The following is a 19473-nucleotide window of genomic DNA, read 5'->3' on the forward strand; positions in this document are numbered from 1 at the left end:
AAAAAGACAGGGCCTTCTGCAATCCTGAATGCAAGCGTTCTTGTCAGACCGGGACATGACGAGGCACCATCAGCGGCATGTCTATCACCACCGTCCCCGACGGCCCTGGGCAGACCCCGCTCACCGCCGACACCGTCATGCGCTACCACCTGTGCTGGAAGCATCGCGACCTGGACGGGGTGATGGCGCTGTACCACCCAGACATCCAGTACCACGACTTCTTCCAGAACCGCGTGCTCGGCTTCGACGAACTGCGCGACTACGTGCGCGCCTGCCTGCCCCATGAAGCCGGCGAGGACATCGTCCACAGCGACCGCATCCGCGTCGACGGCTGCACAGCGTTCATCCAGTACCAGGTCACGGTCCAGGGCGGCCAGGGATTGGTGGCGTTCCAGTCCAGCGAAGCGATCACGGTCCGGGACGGGCTGATCTGGCGGGTCAACGAATACGCCACCCTGGTGCGCCAGGGCGGCAATGCCAGCCTGCCGCACGGCCCGCGCCCGGCGACCAGCCGCCTGGGCCTGTCACCGCGCCAGCTGTCGACCATGGCCCAGGACCTGGAGCATTACTTCCAGGCCCAACGTCCCTACCTCGACCCGGAGCTCGACCTGCAGCAGGTTGCCGACGAAAGCGGCTACAGCCGCAACCAGATCTCCTACCTGCTCAACCAGGTGCTCGGTCAGAGCTTCTACCGCTACGTCAACCAGGCGCGCCTGCAACACCTGATAGCCAGCCTCGATGCTGGCAGCGCGCGTACAGCTATCGACGAACTGGCGTTCAATGCCGGCTTCAACTCGCTGTCAGCCTTCTACAAGTGCTTTCGCGAGCACACGGGACTGTCGCCCAAGGCCTACCTCAAGCAAATTTCCCTGCGTGCACGCACGTAAGACAGCCCGCCTTGCGCTTCACTAGGATCGCCCACAGACCTCGACCGGATGTGGAGCCCGACCCGATGCAACCCCTGCGCACGATCAGCCTGTGGATGGACCAGCTCGACGAGCCCCTGTGCGCGCGCCCGGCCCTGCGCCAGGACCTTGATGTCGATGTGTGCATCATCGGCGCCGGTTACACCGGCCTGTGGACCGCTTACTACCTCAAGCACCAGGCGCCGCAGTTGAACATCGCCGTGATCGAGGCCAATATCGCCGGCTTCGGCGCCTCCGGACGCAACGGCGGCTGGCTGATGGGCAACCTGCTGGGCGAGGATCGCCTGCTGGCCACGCTCTCGCCGCAGCAGCGGCGTGAAAGCATCGACCTGCTGCACGGCATTCCCGACGAAGTCCACGATGTGCTCCTGCGCGAAGGCATCGCCTGCGACTACCGCAAGGGCGGGGTGCTGTACTGCGCCGCCCGTTACCCGGAACAGGAACGCAGCCTGCGCGCCTGGCTCGATGACCTCTACCGCCAGGGCATGAACGAGGACGACTACCGCTGGCTGCGCCCCGAACAGCTGGATGCCCAGTTGAAGGTGAGCAACCCCTACGGCGCCCTCTACAGCCCGCATGTGGCCACGATCCAACCGGCCAGATTGGTGCGCGGCCTGGCACGGACGGTCGAGGCCATGGGCGTGCCGATCTACGAAAACACCCCGGCCATCGACTGGCAGACCGGCGAAGTGCGCACCCCACTGGCACGCATCCGCAGCCATTGGATGGTGCCGGCCGTCGAAGGCTACGCCGCCAGCTTGCCCCCGCTCGGGCGGCACCAGTTGCCGGTGCAGAGCCTGCTGGTGGCCACCGAGCCGTTGCCCGAGTCGACCTGGGAACAGATCGGCCTGAGCCAGGGCCAGGCCTTCAGCGAAAACAGCCGCCAGGTCACCTACGGCCAGCGCAGCGCCGACAACCGCCTGGTGTTCGGTGCCCGCGGCGGCTACCGCTTCGGCGGTCGCCTGCGCGAGAACTTCACCCTCACCGACAACGAGATCGAGCTACGCCGCTACCTGTTCGGCGAGCTGTTCCCGCAGCTCAAGCATGTGCGCATCACCCATTCCTGGGGCGGCAACCTGGGCATGGCCCGGCGCTTCCGCCCGCACATGCTGTGCGATCGCCAGCGCGGCATCGCCCTGTCCGGCGGCTACGGCGGCGAAGGCGTCGGCGCCACCAACCTGGGCGGACGCACCCTGGCGGCCCTGATCCTCGGCCAGCACAACGCGCTCACCGCCCAGCCCTGGGTGCATGACAACCGCCCGCTGGCGAGCCTGGCCAGCTGGCCACCTGAGCCCTGCCGCTGGCTGGGCTACAACGCGATCATCCAGAGTTTCGTCCACGAGGACCGGACCCTCGCCAACCCGGCCAGTGCCCCCTGGCGGCGGCGCCTGGCCAGCGGGTTGGCCGACTTCATGGAAGGTTTCATGCACTGACTTCCCTTCATCACCACACAGGATCCACCGGTCATGAGCATCACCCAGTTCAAGCACACCGACAGCGTTATCCTGGACAGCGCCACCCCGGTTGCCGTGCCCCTCGGCGAGCCGGTTGCGGTCACCTCGGTCACCTGCATCGAACGCAATGACGGCGTCGAGACCGGGATATGGGAGTGCACCCCGGGGCGCTGGCGGCGGCAGATCGTGCAACAGGAGTTCTGCCACTTCATCAAGGGCCGCTGCACCTTCACCCCAGATGGCGGCGAGCCGCTAGTCATAGAAGCCGGAGACGCCCTGATGCTACCGGCCAACAGCGTCGGCACCTGGGATATCCAGGAGACCGTGCGCAAGACCTACGTACTGATTTTCTGATCCGCTGATCGCCTGCCTTCGATAACAACAGACAAAGCAAGGTAACCCCGACATGCGCACGCTCCTTATCGCTCCCCTGATGCTGGCCGCAAGCGTTGCCGGCGCCGCCGACTCGGTGAAGATCTACAACTGGTCGAGCTACATCGCCCCGGACACCCTGAAGAGCTTCCAGCAAACCACCGGCATCGTGCCCACCTACGATGTGTTCGACAGCAACGAGACACTCGACGGCAAGCTGATGACCGGCAACTCCGGCTACGACGTGGTGTTCCCGTCCAACCACTTCATGGCCCGGCAGATCCAGGGCAAGGCCCTGAAAAAACTCGACAAGTCGCAGCTGCCGAACTGGAAGAACCTCAACCCGGTGCTGCTCAAGGCGCTGGAGGTGAACGACCCGGGCAACCAGTACGGCTTCCCCTACCTGTGGGGCAGCACCGGCATCGGCTACAACATCGACAAGGTCAAGGCGGTGCTCGGCGAAAACGCGCCCATCGACTCGTGGGACCTGTTCTTCAAGCCCGAGTACCTCTCCAAGCTCAAGCGCTGCGGCGTGGCCGTACTGGACAATGGCCCCGAGCTGCTGCCGATCGCCCTGCACTACCTGGGCCTGCCGCACCACAGCCAGAACCCGGCGGACTACGACAAGGCCAAGGCGTTGCTGATGACAGTGCGCCCGTACATCAGCTACTTCCACTCCTCGAAGTACACCGGCGACCTGGCCAATGGCGATGTGTGCCTGGTGGTGGGCTTCTCGGGTGACGTGCTGCAGGCAAAGAACCGCGCCGAGGAGGCGAAGAACGGGGTGAAGGTGGGCTACTCGATTCCGAAGGAAGGCGCGCCTATGTGGTTCGACATGGTCGCCATGCCGGCCGATGCGCCCAACGAGAAAGCCGGGTACGCCTACATGAACTATCTGTTGCAGCCGGAAGTGATGGCGAACATCAGCAACTTCGTGCAATACGCCAATGGCAACCAGCAGGCCGACGGGCTGGTGGACCCGGCGATGAAGGGCAACACGATGATCTACCCGAGCGCGGATGTGATGGGCAAGCTGTATGCCCTGGAGGCGATGCCGGCGAAGATCGACCGGATCAGGACGCGGATCTGGACCAGCATAAAAGCAGGGAATTGATTGCGGGTATTACGCAGCCCCTGTAGGAACGGCCTTGCCGAGGCGTCGGCAAGGCCGCTGCTACAGGATCAGATGAAGGCCTGTACGATCAGTGATGCTCGCGAGTAGCGCGGAACTTGATGTCCGGCCAGCGCTCTTCCATCAGCGACAGGTTGACCCGGGTCGGGGCTAGGTAGGTCAGGTGACCGCCGCCGTCGATGGCCAGGTTCTCCATGGCCTTGTTCTGAAATTCCTCGAGCTTCTTCTTGTCGTCGCAGCTGATCCAGCGCGCCGACCAGACGGTGATCGGCTCGTAGGCGCACTCGACCTTGTACTCCTCCTTCAGACGGCTGGCGACCACGTCGAACTGCAGCACACCGACCGCGCCAAGGATGATGTCGTTGCTGCGTTCGGGGAAGAACACCTGCGTCGCGCCCTCTTCGGCCAGCTGCTGCAGGCCCTGGCGCAGCTGCTTGGATTTCAGCGGGTCCTTTAGGCGCACGCGGCGGAACAGCTCCGGGGCGAAGTGCGGGATACCGGTGAAGCCCAGGGCCTCGCCTTCGGTGAAGGTGTCGCCGATCTGGATGGTGCCGTGATTGTGCAGGCCGATGATGTCGCCGGCATAGGCCTCTTCCAGCTGCTCGCGCTCGGAGGAGAAGAAGGTCAGCGCATCGCCGATGCGCAGGTCCTTGTTGATCCGCACATGGCGCATCTTCATGCCCTTCTCGTACTTGCCCGAGCAGATACGCATGAACGCGATGCGGTCGCGGTGTTTCGGGTCCATGTTCGCCTGGATCTTGAACACGAAACCGGTGAACTTCTCTTCCACGGGCTCAACGGTACGCTCGTGGGCCACCCGGCCCAGCGGGCGTGGCGCCCAGTCGACGACCGCGTCGAGCACATGGTCGACACCGAAGTTGCCCAGGGCGGTACCGAAGAACACCGGGGTCAGCTGGCCGTTGATGAACTCGTCCTGGTTGAACTCGTGGCAGGCACCCTGCACCAGTTCCAGTTGCTCGACGAACGAATCGTACTGGTCACCGAGGTGCGCGCGGGCCTCGTCGGAGTCCAGGTTCTGGATGATCTTGGCTTCGGTGCGCTCGTGGCCGTGGCCCGGGGTGTAGACGACGATGTAGTCGCCGGTGAGGTGGTACACACCCTTGAAGTCGCGGTAGCAACCGATCGGCCAGGTAATTGGCGCGGCCTTGATCTTCAGGACTGCCTCGATCTCGTCGAGCAGTTCAATCGGGTCACGGATGTCACGGTCGAGTTTGTTGATGAAGCTGACGATCGGCGTGTCGCGCAGGCGGCAGACGTCCATCAGGGCGATGGTACGCGGCTCTACACCCTTACCACCGTCGAGCACCATGAGCGCCGAGTCCACCGCGGTCAGGGTGCGGTAGGTATCTTCCGAGAAGTCCTCGTGGCCGGGGGTGTCGAGCAGGTTGATCATGTGCTCGCGGTAAGGGAACTGCATCACCGAGGTGGTGATGGAGATGCCGCGCTGCTTCTCCATTTCCATCCAGTCGGAGGTGGCGTGGCGGTCGGACTTGCGCGACTTCACGGTACCCGCGACGGAGATCGCCTTGCCCATCAGCAGGAGCTTCTCGGTGATGGTGGTCTTACCGGCGTCGGGGTGGGAAATGATTGCGAAAGTGCGGCGCTTCGCGACTTCGGCGGCCTGGTTGGTCATGGGAAATCGCCTGACTGGGGATTCAAAAAGGGGCGATATCATACCTGAAGTCGGGGCGCGGGCCAAAACCGAAGATACGAAAGGCGCCCCCCGAACGGGCACGCGTGGGACCGGGCTTGCCCGCGAAAGGACCGGAACAAGCACAACCAATCTACCGGACAATCGCTTTATCACGACAAATGGCCACAGGACAGTTACTTCAACGCCTTCAGCACTTAAATACGCCGTTTTTTCTCGTCATGTTTACAAGCAACCAGTTATTAACACTGGCCAAATGCCGCCCAAGATGGGAACCTTTCCCTCCACGGAGACGTCCACTCCCCTGCAACCCGCTTTGGTTCAGGGCTGGTTTCACCTGCTTCACGAGCCCGACGGGGTTCGGCTCATGGCCTGATGCCGCGCATCGGGCTGCTGCTCGCGACCACGCTGCCCGCCGCCAGGAATGGCCGGCCGCACGGGGGTGTGATCGCCGACTATAAAAAAGGAGTCCGCCTGTGGCTGCACGCTACGGAAAAGGGCTGTTGGGATGGGCCGCCGTGCTCGTCATCCTGGCCCTGCTGGTCCACTGGATCGGCATCGACACGATCGCCCGCTACCGCGACGATCTTGGGTTCTACCTGCAAGCGCACCTGGTCCTGGTGCTGGCTTCGATGGCGGCGGCGCTGGCCGTGGGCATCCCCGCCGGCATTGCCTTGAGTCGACCGCACCGGGTCGACAAGGCCGAGCGCTTCATGCAGTTTTTCAACGTTGGCAACACCATTCCTCCCCTGGCCGTCCTGGCCATCGCCCTGAGCATCCTGGGCATCGGCGCAGGTCCCGCGATCTTCGCGCTGTTCCTCGCCTCCCTGCTGCCCATCGTGCGCAATACCTACGAGGGCCTGAAAAACGTCCCCGCCTCGCTCAAGGAAGCCGCCACCGGTATCGGCATGACCCCGCGCCAGCAGCTGTGGCAGGTGGAACTGCCCAATGCCGTGCCGATCATCGTCGGCGGGGTGCGCGTGGCCCTGGCGCTGAACGTGGGTACCGCGCCGCTGGCATTCCTGATCGGCGCCAACAGCCTGGGCAGCCTGATCTTCCCCGGCATCGCCCTGAACAACCAGCCGCAGCTGTTGCTGGGTGCCGCGTGCACCGCGCTGCTGGCCCTGGCGCTCGACGCGCTGGTGAGTTTCTCCAGCAAGCGCTGGCTGGAACGTGGCCTGGCCCGTTAACGAGAGGGAAACCATGAAGAAGACAATCGCCCTGTTGCTGGGCGCGGCCCTGCTATGCGCAGGCTTTGCCCAGGCGGCGGAAAAACCGCTGATCCGCATCGGCGCGCGGGTGTTCACCGAACAGACCGTGCTCGCCGAAATCACCGCCCAGTACCTGCGTGCCAACGGCTTCGATGTACGGGTGACCGCCGGCCTTGGCAGCAACATCGCCCGCCAGGCCCAGGAAACCGGCCAGCTCGACCTGATGTGGGAATACACCGGCGTCTCGCTGGTGTCCTACAACCATATCGACGAGCGCATGCCCAGCGCCGCAGCCACCTACGCCCGGGTCAAGGCACTCGATGCGAAGAAAGGACTGGTCTGGCTGACTCCGTCGAAATTCAGTAACACCTATGCCCTGGGACTGCCCAGGGAGGTCGCCGCGGCCTACCCGCAGGTCACCACCATCAGCGATCTCAACCACGTGTTGCGTGACGAGCCCGACCGTCACCACCTGGTGGCCCTGGACACCGAGTTCGCCAACCGCCCCGATGGCCTGGTCGGCCTGCGCGAGATGTACGGCCTGCCCCTGGACCGACGCAACATCCGCCAGATGGATGGCGGCCTGGTCTACACCGCGATGCGCAACAACCAAGTGTTCGCCGGCCTGGTCTACACCACCGACGGGCGCCTGGACGCCTTCGATCTCAAATTGCTGGAAGACGACAAGCACTACTTCCCCGACTACACCGCGGCGCCCGTGCTGCGCAAGGCAGTACTCGACGCCCACCCGCAGCTGGCCACCCTGCTCGAGCCGCTGGCCAGTCAGCTCGACGACCAGACCATGCGCAAGCTCAACGCCCAGGTCGATGTCGAGCACCAGAGCCCGACCGTGGTCGCCGCGGCGTTCCTGCGTGAGCACTCACTCGGCGAGGTACAACCATGAACCTGCTCGACACCTTTGCCCATCTCGACTGGGCGCAAGTCCTGCAACTGACCGGGCAGCACATCACCCTGGTTGGCATCGCCGTGGGCCTGGCCATCGTCGTCGGCGTGCCGCTGGGCATCCTGATGACCCGCTTCCCGGTGTTCGCCGGCCCCCTGCAGGCCAGCGCCACGGTGCTGCTGACCATCCCCTCGATCGCCCTGTTCGGTCTGCTGCTGCCGTTCTACTCGAAGTTCGGCCAGGGCCTGGGGCCGTTGCCGGCGATCACCGCCGTGTTCCTTTATTCACTGCTGCCGATCCTGCGCAACACCTACCTGGCCCTGACCAACGTCGAGCCGGGCATCCGCGAGGCCGCCCGCGGCATCGGCATGACCTTCGGCCAGCGCCTGCGCATGGTCGAGCTGCCCATTGCCGTGCCGGTGATCCTCGCCGGCGTGCGCACCGCCGTGGTGATGAACATCGGCGTGATGACCATCGCCGCGACCATCGGCGCCGGTGGCCTGGGCGTGCTCATCCTCACCGCCATCAGCCGCAGCGACATGTCGATGCTGCTGGTCGGCGCCGTGCTGGTCAGCCTGCTGGCGATCATCGCCGACCTGCTCCTGCAAACCCTGCAACGTGCCCTGACTCCGGAAGGACTGCGCCCATGATCGAACTGAAGAACCTCAGCAAGACCTTCAACGTCAACGGCAAGGACGTCAAAGCCGTCGACGCGGTAAGCCTCACCGTCAACGAGGGCGAAATCTGCGTGTTCCTCGGCCCCTCGGGCTGCGGCAAGAGCACCACGCTGAAGATGATCAACCGCCTGATCACCCCGACCTCGGGCCAGGTGTTCATCAACGGCGAAGACACCAGCGCGCTGGACGAGGTAACCCTGCGTCGTCATATCGGCTATGTGATCCAGCAGATCGGACTGTTCCCCAACATGACCATCGAGGAGAACATCACCGTGGTCCCGCGCCTGCTCGGCTGGGACAAGCAGAAATGCCACGACCGCGCTCGCGAGCTGATGCACATGATCAAGCTCGAGCCCAAGCAGTACCTGCAGCGCTACCCGCGCGAGCTCTCCGGCGGCCAGCAGCAGCGCATCGGCGTGATCCGCGCCCTGGCCGCCGAGGCGCCGGTGCTGCTGATGGACGAGCCGTTCGGCGCGGTCGACCCTATCAACCGCGAGATGATCCAGAACGAGTTCTTCGAGATGCAGCGGGCGCTGAACAAGACGGTGATCATGGTCAGCCACGACATCGACGAGGCGATCAAGCTGGGCGACAAGATCGCCATCTTCCGCGCCGGCAAGTTGCTGCAGTTGGATCACCCGGACACCTTGCTGGCCCATCCGGTGGACGATTTCGTCAGTAACTTCGTCGGCCAGGACAGCACCCTGAAACGCCTGCTGCTGGTGCGCGCCGAGGATGCGGCGGACAACGCGCCAGCGTTGAGCCCGGATACGTCGGTGAGCGAGGCGCTGGAACTGCTGGATGAGCACGATCGCCGTTATGCAGTGGTGACAGATGCCGCGAACAAGGCGCTGGGCTATGTGCGCCGGCGCGACATGCACCGACAGCACGGGACGTGTGGGGATTTCCTACGACCGTTCAACGCCACGGCGGCGCATGACGAGCACCTGCGCATCCTGCTGTCGCGGATGTACGAGTTCAATCGGGCGTGGTTGCCGGTGCTGGATAGCGAAGGCGTGTTCCTGGGGGAGGTGACGCAGGAGTCGATTGCGGCGTACCTGAGCTCGGGCAGGTCGCGGGGCGGTAAGACCAGTATCGTGTCGCCGGCGGAGGCAGTAGTCTCCTGATGGATAGCCGGGGGCGCTTTGCGCCCCATCGCGACACAAGGCCGCTCCCACAGGTATAGCATCAGCCTCCAGGCCGGCGCAGTACCTGTGGGAGCGGCCTTGTTTCGCGATGGGGCGCGCAGCGGCCCCGGCAATCTCGGATCAGAACCCTACACTGGCCTGCACATAGAACGTGCGCGGCTCCCCCACATAGATCCCGGCATTGTTGTCGCTGGAACGCGTGAAGTACTGCTTGTCGAAGAGGTTCTTCACCCCCGCCGCCAGCTTCAGGTTCGACAGCTGCGGCCCGAAGTCATAGCCGCCACGGGCATGCCAGGTCACGTACCCCGGAATATCGCCATACTGCCCGTCGGCACTCGGCTCGGTGATGTAGTTGCCGTTGAAGCTGCCGTTGGCATTCATCCCGGTTCCCGGCGCGCGCTGCTTGGATTGGGCGTACGCGTCCAGGTTCCAGGTCCAGCGGTTGACGGCGTAACGCAGCCCGGCGGTGGCCACCTGGCGCGAGTAGAACGGCAGGTCGCGGCCCTTGAAGCCGGGGATATCACCTTCATAGGTGGCGCGAGTGTAGGTGTAGCCACCATTGACCGACAGGCCTTCCAGCCGCGGGTCGAGACCGGCCAGGTCGTAGCGCACCGAGGCCTCGATACCCTGGTGCTTGGTCGCCCCCAGGTTGGTCCAGCCGATGTCGTTGCTGATGTACTGCAGCTCGTCGTCGAAGTCGATGTAGAACGCGGTCAACTCACCGGCAAAGCCGCCGTTGTCATAGCGCGTACCCACTTCGTAGGTCTTGGCCTTCTCCGGCTCCAGGCCGTTGGCCGTGTTGTTGCCGGTACCGCCCTGGCCCAGCTGGAAGTACTGCAGGCTGCCAAACGAGGTCTCGTAGTTGGCGAACAGCTTCCAGGCGTCGGACAGGTGGTACATCACGCTCAACGCCGGCAGCGGTTCGTTGCTGGTGATGCTGCGGTTCTTCTCCGGCACCGGGCGGTAGTTGGCGTCCAGCACCGGGCGATCACGCCAGTCGGTGTTGATGTGCTCGAAGCGGATGCCCGGGGTGATGGTCCAGTTGCCGACGTCGATCTTGTCATCGATGTAATAGGCGCTGGCCTCGGTGCCGCCGCTGCGGTCCTGGAACACATGACCGTCGGAGGTCGGGGTGACAGTGGGCACGTTGTCGACCAGGGCCAGGCGCGTGGACTGCTCGCGCATGGCTTCCTTCAAGTAGCGATACCCGACGCTGACTTCCTGGGTGGTCGGGCCGACGAAGAAGATCCGCGACAGGCGTGGCTCGATGGCGAAGGTGTGGTAGTTGCGCGGGTACGACGACAGGGTCTTCATGTCGCGCGCGGCGATGGCGCTGCCCCGGAAGCTGTCGGTGTAGTAGGTCAGCACCTCGAACCGGGTGGCGTCGTCGATCTGCCGCAGCCACTTGAACGACACGTCCTTGCGCCGGCCACTGAAATAGTCGTAGTCGCGCACCGACTGGAAGGGATCGTGGTCGTACTGGGCCTGGGTCAGGCCACCGGGCATGTCGGCACGGCCGTCGTAGTAGTGGAAGTTGAGCCAGAACTCGTCGACATCGGTCGGCGCCCAGTGAGTCTTGAGCATCACGTCGTCGATATCGTTGTCGTTGTTGCTGCTGCGGTAGCCGTCGCCGTTCACACCGGTATACAGCAACGCCACGCCCATGCCGTTGTCGGCGGTGCCGCCGACGAAGGCCGACTCGGTGTGCTTCCAGCCGCCATGGCGGGAAGTCTCCAGGGTGGTGGACAACTCGCCGGAGGCCTTCTCGGGAATCGCCCGGGTCACGAAGTTGATCACCCCGCCGACGTTCTGCGGGCCATAGCGCACGGAACCGGCGCCGCGCACCACGTCGATGCTGTCGAGGTTGCCCGAGGAGATCGGCGCCATCGACAGCTGCGGCTGGCCGTAAGGGGCGAAGGCCGCCGGGATGCCGTCGATCAGCACGGTCGAGCGCGGCGACAGGCGCGAGGTAAGACCACGCACGCCGACGTTCAGCGACAGGTCGCTGCCACCGGTGCCGTTGGAGTCCTGCACCTGCACGCCGGGGATGCCGCGCAGGGCATCGCGCACGTTCATCGTGCCCTTCTCCACCATCGCTTCGCGACGCACCACGGTACGAGCACCGGGATGATTCTGCACCACGCTCTGCTGGGCGTCGCCCAGCCAGTCACCAACCACTTTCACATCGGTGGGCGCCAGCTCCAGGCTGCCGGTGGTCAGGGTGCCGGCGGCCTGGACCGGCTTGACCACCACGGTGTCCGCGGACTGCTCGAAGGTCAGCCCGCTGCCTTGCAGCAGTTGCTGCAGGGCCTGCTCCGGCGCCAGGTTGCCGGACACCGCCGGGGCCTGCTTGCCGTCCACCAGTTCGGGGCTGAAGAACAGCTGCAGGTGGGTCTGCTGACCCAGTTGCTTGAGTGCGCCCGCCAATGGCTGGGCCTGGATCTGGATGCTGTCGGCGTAGCTGGTGCCGGCGGCGCTGACCGCCAGGGCCAGCGCCAGGCGGCGCAGCTGGAGAAGGGGCTTATTGTTGTTCACGTCTTCGAGGGGTCCTGAGAGTCGGGATAAACGCCAACCGCATGCAAATGGAAATGCTTGGCAGTTGCAGCTGGCGGGGAAGACGAACGAACGGAAAAAAACCTGAATTTATTTCAAAATAATTTCGCTGGAGCCATCCGGACGGGTCTTCACCTGCACCGGCAGGATGCTCGGCAGTGCGCGCAACAGTGCGTCCGGATCGTCGGTGCTAAAGGTGCTCGACAGCCGCAGCGCGGCGGCCTTGCCGGGTGCCACATGCAGCGGCTGGGCGCGGTAACGGGAGACTTCCACCACCACCTCGCTCAGCGGCGCGTTGTCGAACACCAGCTTGCCCTGGCGCCAGGCGGTCACGGCATTGGCGTCGACGGCATAGGGCGCGGCGACCTTGCCCTGGGCGTCGATGTGCGAACCCTGGCCGGCGCCGAGCAGCGCCAGCGATTCGGCCGCGCCCTGCACCTTCACCGAACCCTGTTCCACCGCCACGCGGGTGCTGCTCAAGTCCTGGCGCACATCGAAGCGGGTGCCGGTGACGGTGACTTCACCCTGGGCGGTGCTCACCACGAATGGCCGGCCACTGTCGTGGGCGACGATGAACATCGCCTCGCCCGCCTCCAGGCGCACATGGCGACGCCCCGCAGAGAACATCACCTGCACCTGGGTGGCACTGTTGAGTTCCAGCCTTGAACCGTCCGGCAGTTCAACCTGACGCCGCTCGCCATGGGCCGTGCTCAACGTGTCCTGATGGTTGAGCTGCTGGTACTGCCAACCTGTCCAGCCCAGCCCCAGCGCGGCCACTGCTACACCGGCCGCCAAGGCCTGGCGCAGCAGGCGGCGGCGCGCAAGCGGGCGCGCCGGCTCGGGCTGGCACAGCGCTTCGAGGCGTTGTCGGGGGATGAAATCGGCGGCGCGCCACAGCTGTACCAGGCGCTGATACTCCTCGCGATGACGTGGGTGCTGCGCCAGCCAGGCCTGCAAGGCCTGCTGCACGGCGCTGTCATGCGGCGCCTCCTGGGCCCGGGCGAACCAGCTGGCCGCCTGCTCACCCACGGGGTCGGGCGCGTGCTGTCTGAACAATGGGGTCTCCTGACTCATCTGGCCGACAGTGCTCACGCAGGTGTCGGAGCGTGCGGATCATATACTTTTCGACCATGTTCTTGGTCAAACCCATGCGCTCGGCGATCTCGGCCTGGGTCAGGCCCTCGAGTTTCTGCCAGATGAACACCCGGCGGCAGTTGAGCGGCAACTCGGCCAACGCCCGCTCGACGCTGTCGGCCAGTTCCAGGGCTTGCACGTAGGCCTCCGGGTCGCTGCCATTGGCGGCGCCGTCGGCGAACGCCTCAAGTTCCAGTGCCTGGCGACGGTCCTCGCGGCGAAAGCCATCGACGGCAATGTTGCGGGCGGTCTGGTGCAGGTAGGCACGCGGCTGCTCGACCTGCTCGCTCGGGTTTTCCAGAACCCGGACAAAGGCGTCGTGGGTGAGGTCCTCGGCCTGCTGACGACTGCGCAACTTGCGCGTCCAGGTGCCGATCAGCTCATGGTAGTGGTCGAGAAAGCCTTTGTGTCCGGACACGTTCGGGGTCGTCAGGGAGGCAGATGAGGTCGCGAATAGTAATGCTTCTCATAAATGACGGCAATTGGCCCTGCCTTGAGCCGACCAAGGGTGGTTTCCAGTGTCGGTAACAAAAAATTTATGACGAATTCAAAAAAAATGACGGGCGTCACACCGTGGCCATAAATATGAACACTCTCCGGAAAAAGCCCGTTCACCACACAACTCCGACAAACGGTCTTCTGCCGATTCTTCGGCTCTTTCTCGGCGAAAGCCAGCCAACATGCAAAGAACCCAGCTTTCAGCCGTTCGCGACCAGATCGCCACCTATTCCACAATTTTTAACGCTTGCGGCCTTTTCCGGAACATCCATGCCACGCACCGGTCGGTAATTGCAGCGGTGGAGCGTCGATACACGACGAACACCCCGGACCTGCCTGTTGATCTTGCGGTTTTCACATCCTAAAGTGCGCGCCGAACGTCCATGCTGGAAACGATCCATCCGGCTCAAGTACTGACGACGAGACAGCAAGGTCACCCGCCGCCCTTTCCCGGCACGGTTGACCTTTTTGCTTTCGGCGACATGCCTTGGGAAGTAGGCGAACCAAAGTGGGGATACGGAGGACGTTCAGTGTGCTGCCACTTATCTTTTCAGTTTGCCCATGGAGCCCTTGAGCATGTCGATCCAGGTCGAAGACTACTTTGCGCGTGACACCTTCCAGAAGATGAAGGCGTTCGCCGACAAGCAGGAAACCCCGTTCGTACTCATCGATACCCAGATGATCAGCCAGGCCTATGACGACCTGCGCGCCGGTTTCGAATTCGCCAAGGTCTACTACGCGGTCAAGGCCAACCCGGCGGTCGAGATCATCGACCTGCTCAAGGAGAAAGGCTCGAGCTTCGACATCGCCTCGATCTACGAGCTGGACAAGGTGCTGGGCCGTGGCGTCAGCCCCGACCGTATCAGCTACGGCAATACCATCAAGAAGTCCAAGGACATCCGCTACTTCTTCGAGAAAGGCGTGCGCCTGTACGCCACCGACTCCGAAGCCGACCTGCGCAACATTGCCAAGGCCGCGCCGGGCTCGAAGGTCTATGTGCGCATCCTCACCGAAGGTTCCACCACCGCCGACTGGCCGCTGTCGCGCAAGTTCGGCTGCCAGACCGACATGGCCATGGACCTGCTGATCCTCGCCCGCGACCTGGGCCTGGTGCCTTACGGCATCTCCTTCCACGTCGGCTCCCAGCAGCGCGACATCAGCGTGTGGGACGCGGCCATCGCCAAGGTCAAGGTGATCTTCGAGCGCCTGAAGGAAGAAGACGGCATCGAACTGAAGCTGATCAACATGGGCGGTGGCTTCCCGGCCAACTACATCACCCGTACCAACAGCCTCGAGACCTACGCCGAGGAAATCATCCGCTTCCTCAAGGAAGACTTCGGCGACGACCTGCCGGAAATCATCCTCGAGCCTGGCCGCTCGCTGATCGCCAACGCCGGCATCCTGGTCAGTGAAGTGGTGCTGGTGGCGCGCAAGTCGCGCACCGCGGTCGAGCGCTGGATCTACACCGACGTGGGCAAGTTCTCCGGCCTGATCGAAACCATGGACGAGGCGATCAAGTTCCCGATCTGGACCGAGAAGAAAGGCGAGACCGAGGAAGTGGTGATCGCCGGCCCGACCTGCGACAGCGCCGACATCATGTACGAGAACTACAAGTACGGCCTGCCGCTGAACCTGGCGATCGGCGATCGCCTGTACTGGCTGTCCACCGGTGCCTACACCACCAGCTACAGCGCGGTGGAGTTCAACGGCTTCCCGCCGCTGAAAGCCTACTACCTGTAATGCACAACGGGGCCGCAAGGCCCCGTTTTCAATTCCATCGCGGGGCAAGCCCGCTCCCACGCCTGTGGTGAAGACCCGTGGGAGCGGGCTTGCCCCGCGATATGACCGGAACGGACATACTCAAGTACCGCGCAGTTCGATCTCTTCGGCATAGCGCGCCGCATGGGCCATCAGCGCCGGCCCCGCCCCCTGCAACGTCACCAGCGCACTGCGCAGGAAATTCAGGTTGCCCTCGACCCTGGCCCGTTCCAGCCATGGCCCGGCCTCCCCGATCTCCCCCCGCTCGGCCAGCACCAGCGCCAGGCTGAACATCCCGCGAAAATCCCCGGCCTCGGCCGAACGCCGATACCAGCGCACGGCCCGGGCAGGGCTTGGCGCGGTGGCAATGCCCTGCTCCAGGTAGCGCCCATACAGGTTCATCGACTTGGCATGCCCCAGCTGTGCGGCTTTCTCGTAGCACATCAACGCCTGGGCCTGGTCGGCCGGCACCCCGCGCCCGGTGGCCAGCAGGTTGGCCAGGTTGTACATCCCCCAGTCCAGGCCGGCGTCGGCCGCACGGGCATAGTGAATGGCCGACTGCGCCAGATCCACCTCGCCGCCCCAGCCGTGCTCCAGGCACCGGCCGAGCATGTTGTGCGCCATGGCGCTGCCGCCCTGGGCGGCGATGGCGAACCAACGGCGGGCCACACCGGCATCTTCTTCGATACCGCGCCCATCGAGCAGAATCTGCCCGAGCAGCAACTGCGCCTCGACCACCCCCTGCCCCGCCGCCGCGAGGATCGCCTGGGCGGCCTGACCCGGGCTGTGTTCGAGCATCGCCTGCAACCCGGCCACATCCACCACATCCTCACGACGCAACTGATAGGACACGGCTCAGACCTCGGCCCAGCGGCGCAGCAGGTTGTGATAGGTGCCGGTCAGTTGCAGCAGCGACGGATGCTCGGGCACATCGGCAGTGAGCTGGCGGACCGCGTTGTCCATCTCGAACAGCAAGGTGCGCTGGCTGTCTTCGCGCACCAGGCTCTGGGTCCAGAAGAACGCCGCATAGCGCGCACCGCGGGTGACCGGGTTGACCTTGTGCAGGCTGGTGCCGGGGTACAGCACCATGTCGCCGGCGGCCAGCTTGACCTCGCGCACGCCATAGGTGTCCTGGATCACCAGCTCGCCGCCGTCGTAGCTGTCCGGATCGCTGAGGAACAGCGTCGAGGACAGGTCGGTGCGCACCCGCTCCGGGCTGCCCTTGGGCTGGCGCAGGGCGTTGTCGATGTGGAAATCGAAATTGCCCCCTTCGCGGTAACAGTTAATCAGCGGCGGGAACACCTTGTGCGGCAGCGCCGCCGACATGAACAACGGGTTGCGCCACAGCCGCTCGATCAACGCACTGCCAATCTCCTTGGCCAGCGCATGGCCCTCGGGCAACTGCAGGTTGTGTTTGGCCTTGGCCGACTGGTACCCCGCGGTGATCTTGCCGTCGGCCCAGTCGGCCTGCTCCAGGGCCTCGCGGATGCGCGAGATCTCATCGGCGTCGAACAGCCCGGGAATGTGAAGCAGCATGGCGGCGGCACCAGATATGACCATAGGAGCGTCAATGATATTGATTCACTTTTACCTACCACAAGCCCCTTTATTCATGGCACGACGGATGAGACCGCAAAAACCGTAAGGCAAAATTGTAAAGAATGTAAATTTCTGGCGAATGGTAACGCTTCTCAATTGTTCCTTACATTCGCTTACATTAACATCCACGGCCTTCATACCTTGGGGAAGGTCTACAACAATGCGTCACGTGCCATCTGCTGTGAGTTCACCACGTCTGCTCGCCTCCGCCATCGGCGTTGCCGTCACCGCCGCCGCTTCACAAGGGGCGCTGGCTGCCGAGCAGAGCACGGATGCCGTCATCTCGCTGGACGCCACCAGCGTGAATGCGACGCAGGATGCCACCACCTACAAGTCGGACACGGCCAGCTCGAAGAAGTACACGGCTCCCCTGCGTGAAACGCCGAAGAGTGTCACTGTCATCCCGCAGCAGGTCATCCGTGACACCGGGGCTACCACCCTGGTGGACGCATTGCGCACGACCCCAGGCATCACCTTCGGTGCGGGCGAGGGCGGCAACCCCGCAGGTGATCGACCGATCATCCGCGGCTTCAATGCCGAAAGCGATGTGTTCGTCGACGGCATGCGTGATGTCGCCTCGCAAAGCCGCGAAATTTTCAACGTCGAGTCGGTCGAAGTGAGCAAAGGCCCCGGTTCGGCCTTTACCGGCGCCGGCTCCACTGGCGGCAGTCTGAACCTGGTCACCAAGACTGCAAAATTGGGTGATGCTTACAATGGCGGCTTCACCTGGGGCAGCGACCAGACCAAGCGCACGACCCTGGACCTGAACAAGCAGTTGACCGACAGCTCGGCCTTTCGCCTGAACCTGATGAAGCACGAGGCCAATGTCGCCGGTCGTGACGATGTGGATGTCAGTCGCTGGGGCGTTGCCCCCTCCTTTGCCTTCGGCCTGGGCACCGATACCCGGGTCACGGTGGGTTACTACCATCTCAAGACCGACGATATGCCGGACTACGGCATCCCGCTGAACCGCAGTGCCACGCGCAGCAAGTACAACGTGGACGGGCCGGCACATGTCGATCGCGACAACTTCTATGGCCTGAACGGTCGCGACTATCGCAAGACCAGCAACGACAGTGGCACCTTGCGCATCGAACATGACCTGAACGACAACCTGACACTGTCCAACAGCTTGCGCATGTCGCGCTCGACGCTCGACTACATCGTCACCAACCCTGATGACAGCAAGGGCAACGTTGCCAACGGCACAGTCTATCGCTCCACCAAGAACCGCAACTCCACCTCCAAGGGTTGGGTCAACCAGACCGACCTGAGTGCCAAGTTCAACACAGGCTTCATCGAACACAGCCTGGTCACTGGCCTGGAGTTCACCTACAGCGACACCCACAACCGTGGCTATGTGATCACCTCCGCCGCGGGAACCGGCACGACCTGCAACCCCGCGCTGCTCGCCTCCGGCGATTGCACCAGCCTGTACGATCCCTCCCCGGACGATAGCTGGTCGGGCACCATCACCGACAGTCCGGCCTACACCGACACCGACACCAAGACCAGCGCCGCCTATGTCTTCGACACCCTCACGTTCAATGAACAGTGGTCGCTGAACCTCGGCCTGCGCTACGACGACTACCAGACCAAGTCCAGCGGCTACAGCACCGGCGGTCGAGGCTCGGTGGCCGGCGACTTCTCCCGTGAAAACAATGCGCACCTGTGGAACTACCAAGTGGGTGTGGTCTACAAGCCCCTGCCAAACGGCAGCGTCTACGCGGCCTGGTCGACGTCCAGCAACCCGTCGGGTGAATCCAGCGGCAACGGTGGCCTGGAACTGGCCGCCAACAACAGCAATCTTGATCCGGAACGCAATCGCAACTACGAAATAGGCACCAAGTGGGACTTCTTCGACGAGAACCTCTCGCTCACTGCCGCACTGTTCCGTACCGACAAGACCAACGCACGGGTCACCGACCCTGACAATGCGACGTACCAGGTGCTCGATGGTGAGCAGCGAGTCCAGGGGCTGGAGCTGACCTACGCCGGTAACCTGACCAGCAAGTGGAAGGTCTACGGCGGTTACACCTACATGGAGAGCGAGATCGTCAAGACCACCACGGCAGCGAACCAAGGCAACCATATGCCGAGTACGCCGCGGAACAACTTCACCTTCTGGTCGACCTACGACATCGTGCCGCAGCTGACCCTCGGTGCTGGCGCGACCTTCGTCGACGCCCGCTTCGGTGACGAGGCGAACTCCGTCGAAGTACCGTCCTACTGGCGCTACGATGCCATGGCGACCTATCGCCTGACCAAGAATGTGGACCTGCAGCTGAACCTGCAGAACCTGACGGACAAACGCTACTTCGACCAGGTGTTCTCGACCCACTACGCCCATGTGGCCGCTGGCCGCACTGCCTTGATGAGCGCCAACTTCCACTTCTGATGCAGCAGCACCAGGCCCCGTTCATTCGCTTGAACGG

Annotated in this window: 16 protein-coding genes; 10 read left to right on the forward strand and 6 right to left on the reverse strand. The window is 63.8% G+C overall.

Going from position 1 to position 19473, the window contains the following annotated elements; genetic code table 11:
• The first annotated feature begins 77 nt into the window (after window positions 1–77).
• The 4 genes from K5H97_RS24320 (at window position 78) to K5H97_RS24335 (ending at window position 3866) form a co-directional block, all read left to right on the forward strand.
• Window positions 78–887: an AraC family transcriptional regulator gene (locus tag K5H97_RS24320; RefSeq protein ID WP_028689618.1), complete on the forward strand. Its 810-nt coding sequence runs from the start codon at window positions 78–80 to the stop codon at window positions 885–887.
• A gap of 65 nt (window positions 888–952) precedes the next feature.
• Window positions 953–2359, forward strand: coding sequence for an NAD(P)/FAD-dependent oxidoreductase (locus K5H97_RS24325; protein WP_028689617.1), 1407 nt, complete (start codon window positions 953–955; stop codon window positions 2357–2359).
• Between the two features lie 33 nt (window positions 2360–2392).
• Window positions 2393–2734, forward strand: a complete 342-nt coding sequence (locus K5H97_RS24330; protein ID WP_028689616.1) for a cupin domain-containing protein — start codon at window positions 2393–2395, stop codon at window positions 2732–2734.
• A 52-nt stretch (window positions 2735–2786) separates the two neighbouring features.
• Complete coding sequence (locus K5H97_RS24335; RefSeq protein ID WP_028689615.1) at window positions 2787–3866, forward strand: polyamine ABC transporter substrate-binding protein; 1080 nt, start codon at window positions 2787–2789, stop codon at window positions 3864–3866.
• Window positions 3867–3954: 88 nt separating this feature from the next.
• Here K5H97_RS24335 and K5H97_RS24340 read toward each other — a convergent pair whose 3' ends face one another.
• A complete protein-coding gene (locus K5H97_RS24340; RefSeq protein ID WP_028689614.1) occupies window positions 3955–5538 on the reverse strand; it encodes a peptide chain release factor 3 in 1584 nt (527 codons plus the stop codon).
• A gap of 494 nt (window positions 5539–6032) precedes the next feature.
• Here K5H97_RS24340 and K5H97_RS24345 point away from each other — a divergent pair, with 494 nt between their 5' ends.
• From K5H97_RS24345 to K5H97_RS24360, 4 genes are read left to right on the forward strand one after another with little or no spacing between them, the layout of a single operon-like run.
• Window positions 6033–6746 (forward strand): ABC transporter permease, encoded by a 714-nt coding sequence (locus K5H97_RS24345; RefSeq protein WP_028689613.1) that lies wholly within the window; start codon window positions 6033–6035, stop codon window positions 6744–6746.
• A 13-nt stretch (window positions 6747–6759) separates the two neighbouring features.
• Window positions 6760–7671 carry a glycine betaine ABC transporter substrate-binding protein gene (locus tag K5H97_RS24350; RefSeq protein WP_028689612.1) on the forward strand — a complete coding sequence of 304 codons (912 nt, stop codon included), beginning with the start codon at window positions 6760–6762 and terminating at the stop codon, window positions 7669–7671.
• Window positions 7668–8321: an ABC transporter permease gene (locus K5H97_RS24355; protein ID WP_011532365.1), complete on the forward strand. Its 654-nt coding sequence runs from the start codon at window positions 7668–7670 to the stop codon at window positions 8319–8321. The genes K5H97_RS24350 and K5H97_RS24355 overlap by 4 nt, the downstream gene beginning before the upstream one ends.
• Window positions 8318–9475 (forward strand): osmoprotectant ABC transporter ATP-binding protein OsmV, encoded by a 1158-nt coding sequence (locus K5H97_RS24360; protein ID WP_028689611.1) that lies wholly within the window; start codon window positions 8318–8320, stop codon window positions 9473–9475. The genes K5H97_RS24355 and K5H97_RS24360 overlap by 4 nt, the downstream gene beginning before the upstream one ends.
• Window positions 9476–9616: 141 nt before the next feature.
• Here the strand turns inward: K5H97_RS24360 and K5H97_RS24365 are convergent, their stop codons facing one another.
• The 3 genes from K5H97_RS24365 to K5H97_RS24375 all read right to left on the reverse strand — a co-directional run bounded on the left by K5H97_RS24365 (window position 9617) and on the right by K5H97_RS24375 (window position 13601).
• Window positions 9617–12031: a TonB-dependent siderophore receptor gene (locus tag K5H97_RS24365; RefSeq protein ID WP_028689610.1), complete on the reverse strand. Its 2415-nt coding sequence runs from the start codon at window positions 12029–12031 to the stop codon at window positions 9617–9619.
• A 108-nt stretch (window positions 12032–12139) separates the two neighbouring features.
• Window positions 12140–13123: a FecR family protein gene (locus tag K5H97_RS24370; RefSeq protein WP_028689609.1), complete on the reverse strand. Its 984-nt coding sequence runs from the start codon at window positions 13121–13123 to the stop codon at window positions 12140–12142.
• Window positions 13071–13601 (reverse strand): sigma-70 family RNA polymerase sigma factor, encoded by a 531-nt coding sequence (locus K5H97_RS24375; RefSeq protein WP_051555637.1) that lies wholly within the window; start codon window positions 13599–13601, stop codon window positions 13071–13073. Before K5H97_RS24375 ends, K5H97_RS24370 begins: the two co-directional genes overlap by 53 nt.
• A 656-nt stretch (window positions 13602–14257) precedes the next feature.
• Here K5H97_RS24375 and K5H97_RS24380 point away from each other — a divergent pair.
• Window positions 14258–15421, forward strand: coding sequence for a type III PLP-dependent enzyme (locus K5H97_RS24380; protein ID WP_028689608.1), 1164 nt, complete (start codon window positions 14258–14260; stop codon window positions 15419–15421).
• A 120-nt stretch (window positions 15422–15541) separates the two neighbouring features.
• Here K5H97_RS24380 and K5H97_RS24385 read toward each other — a convergent pair whose 3' ends face one another.
• Both K5H97_RS24385 and K5H97_RS24390 read right to left on the reverse strand, forming a co-directional pair.
• A complete protein-coding gene (locus K5H97_RS24385; protein WP_028689607.1) occupies window positions 15542–16291 on the reverse strand; it encodes a tetratricopeptide repeat protein in 750 nt (249 codons plus the stop codon).
• A gap of 3 nt (window positions 16292–16294) precedes the next feature.
• On the reverse strand, window positions 16295–16975 hold the full coding sequence (locus K5H97_RS24390; protein ID WP_028689606.1) for a Fe2+-dependent dioxygenase: 681 nt from the start codon (window positions 16973–16975) through the stop codon (window positions 16295–16297).
• Window positions 16976–17198: 223 nt separating this feature from the next.
• Here K5H97_RS24390 and K5H97_RS24395 point away from each other — a divergent pair, with 223 nt between their 5' ends.
• A complete protein-coding gene (locus tag K5H97_RS24395; RefSeq protein ID WP_028689605.1) occupies window positions 17199–19436 on the forward strand; it encodes a TonB-dependent receptor in 2238 nt (745 codons plus the stop codon).
• The last annotated feature ends 37 nt before the right edge of the window (window positions 19437–19473 follow it).

Source organism: Pseudomonas mosselii, from assembly GCF_019823065.1.
GTDB lineage: Bacteria > Pseudomonadota > Gammaproteobacteria > Pseudomonadales > Pseudomonadaceae > Aquipseudomonas > Aquipseudomonas mosselii.

Coding starts and splice junctions, on each gene's coding strand:
- K5H97_RS24320 (WP_028689618.1), top strand. CDS start 78: ATGTCTATCACCACCGTCCCCGACGGCCCTGGGCAGACCCCGCTCACC.
- K5H97_RS24325 (WP_028689617.1), top strand. CDS start 953: ATGCAACCCCTGCGCACGATCAGCCTGTGGATGGACCAGCTCGACGAG.
- K5H97_RS24330 (WP_028689616.1), top strand. CDS start 2,393: ATGAGCATCACCCAGTTCAAGCACACCGACAGCGTTATCCTGGACAGC.
- K5H97_RS24335 (WP_028689615.1), top strand. CDS start 2,787: ATGCGCACGCTCCTTATCGCTCCCCTGATGCTGGCCGCAAGCGTTGCC.
- K5H97_RS24340 (WP_028689614.1), bottom strand. CDS start 5,538: ATGACCAACCAGGCCGCCGAAGTCGCGAAGCGCCGCACTTTCGCAATC.
- K5H97_RS24350 (WP_028689612.1), top strand. CDS start 6,760: ATGAAGAAGACAATCGCCCTGTTGCTGGGCGCGGCCCTGCTATGCGCA.
- K5H97_RS24355 (WP_011532365.1), top strand. CDS start 7,668: ATGAACCTGCTCGACACCTTTGCCCATCTCGACTGGGCGCAAGTCCTG.
- K5H97_RS24360 (WP_028689611.1), top strand. CDS start 8,318: ATGATCGAACTGAAGAACCTCAGCAAGACCTTCAACGTCAACGGCAAG.
- K5H97_RS24370 (WP_028689609.1), bottom strand. CDS start 13,123: ATGAGTCAGGAGACCCCATTGTTCAGACAGCACGCGCCCGACCCCGTG.
- K5H97_RS24380 (WP_028689608.1), top strand. CDS start 14,258: ATGTCGATCCAGGTCGAAGACTACTTTGCGCGTGACACCTTCCAGAAG.
- K5H97_RS24390 (WP_028689606.1), bottom strand. CDS start 16,975: ATGCTGCTTCACATTCCCGGGCTGTTCGACGCCGATGAGATCTCGCGC.
- K5H97_RS24395 (WP_028689605.1), top strand. CDS start 17,199: ATGCGTCACGTGCCATCTGCTGTGAGTTCACCACGTCTGCTCGCCTCC.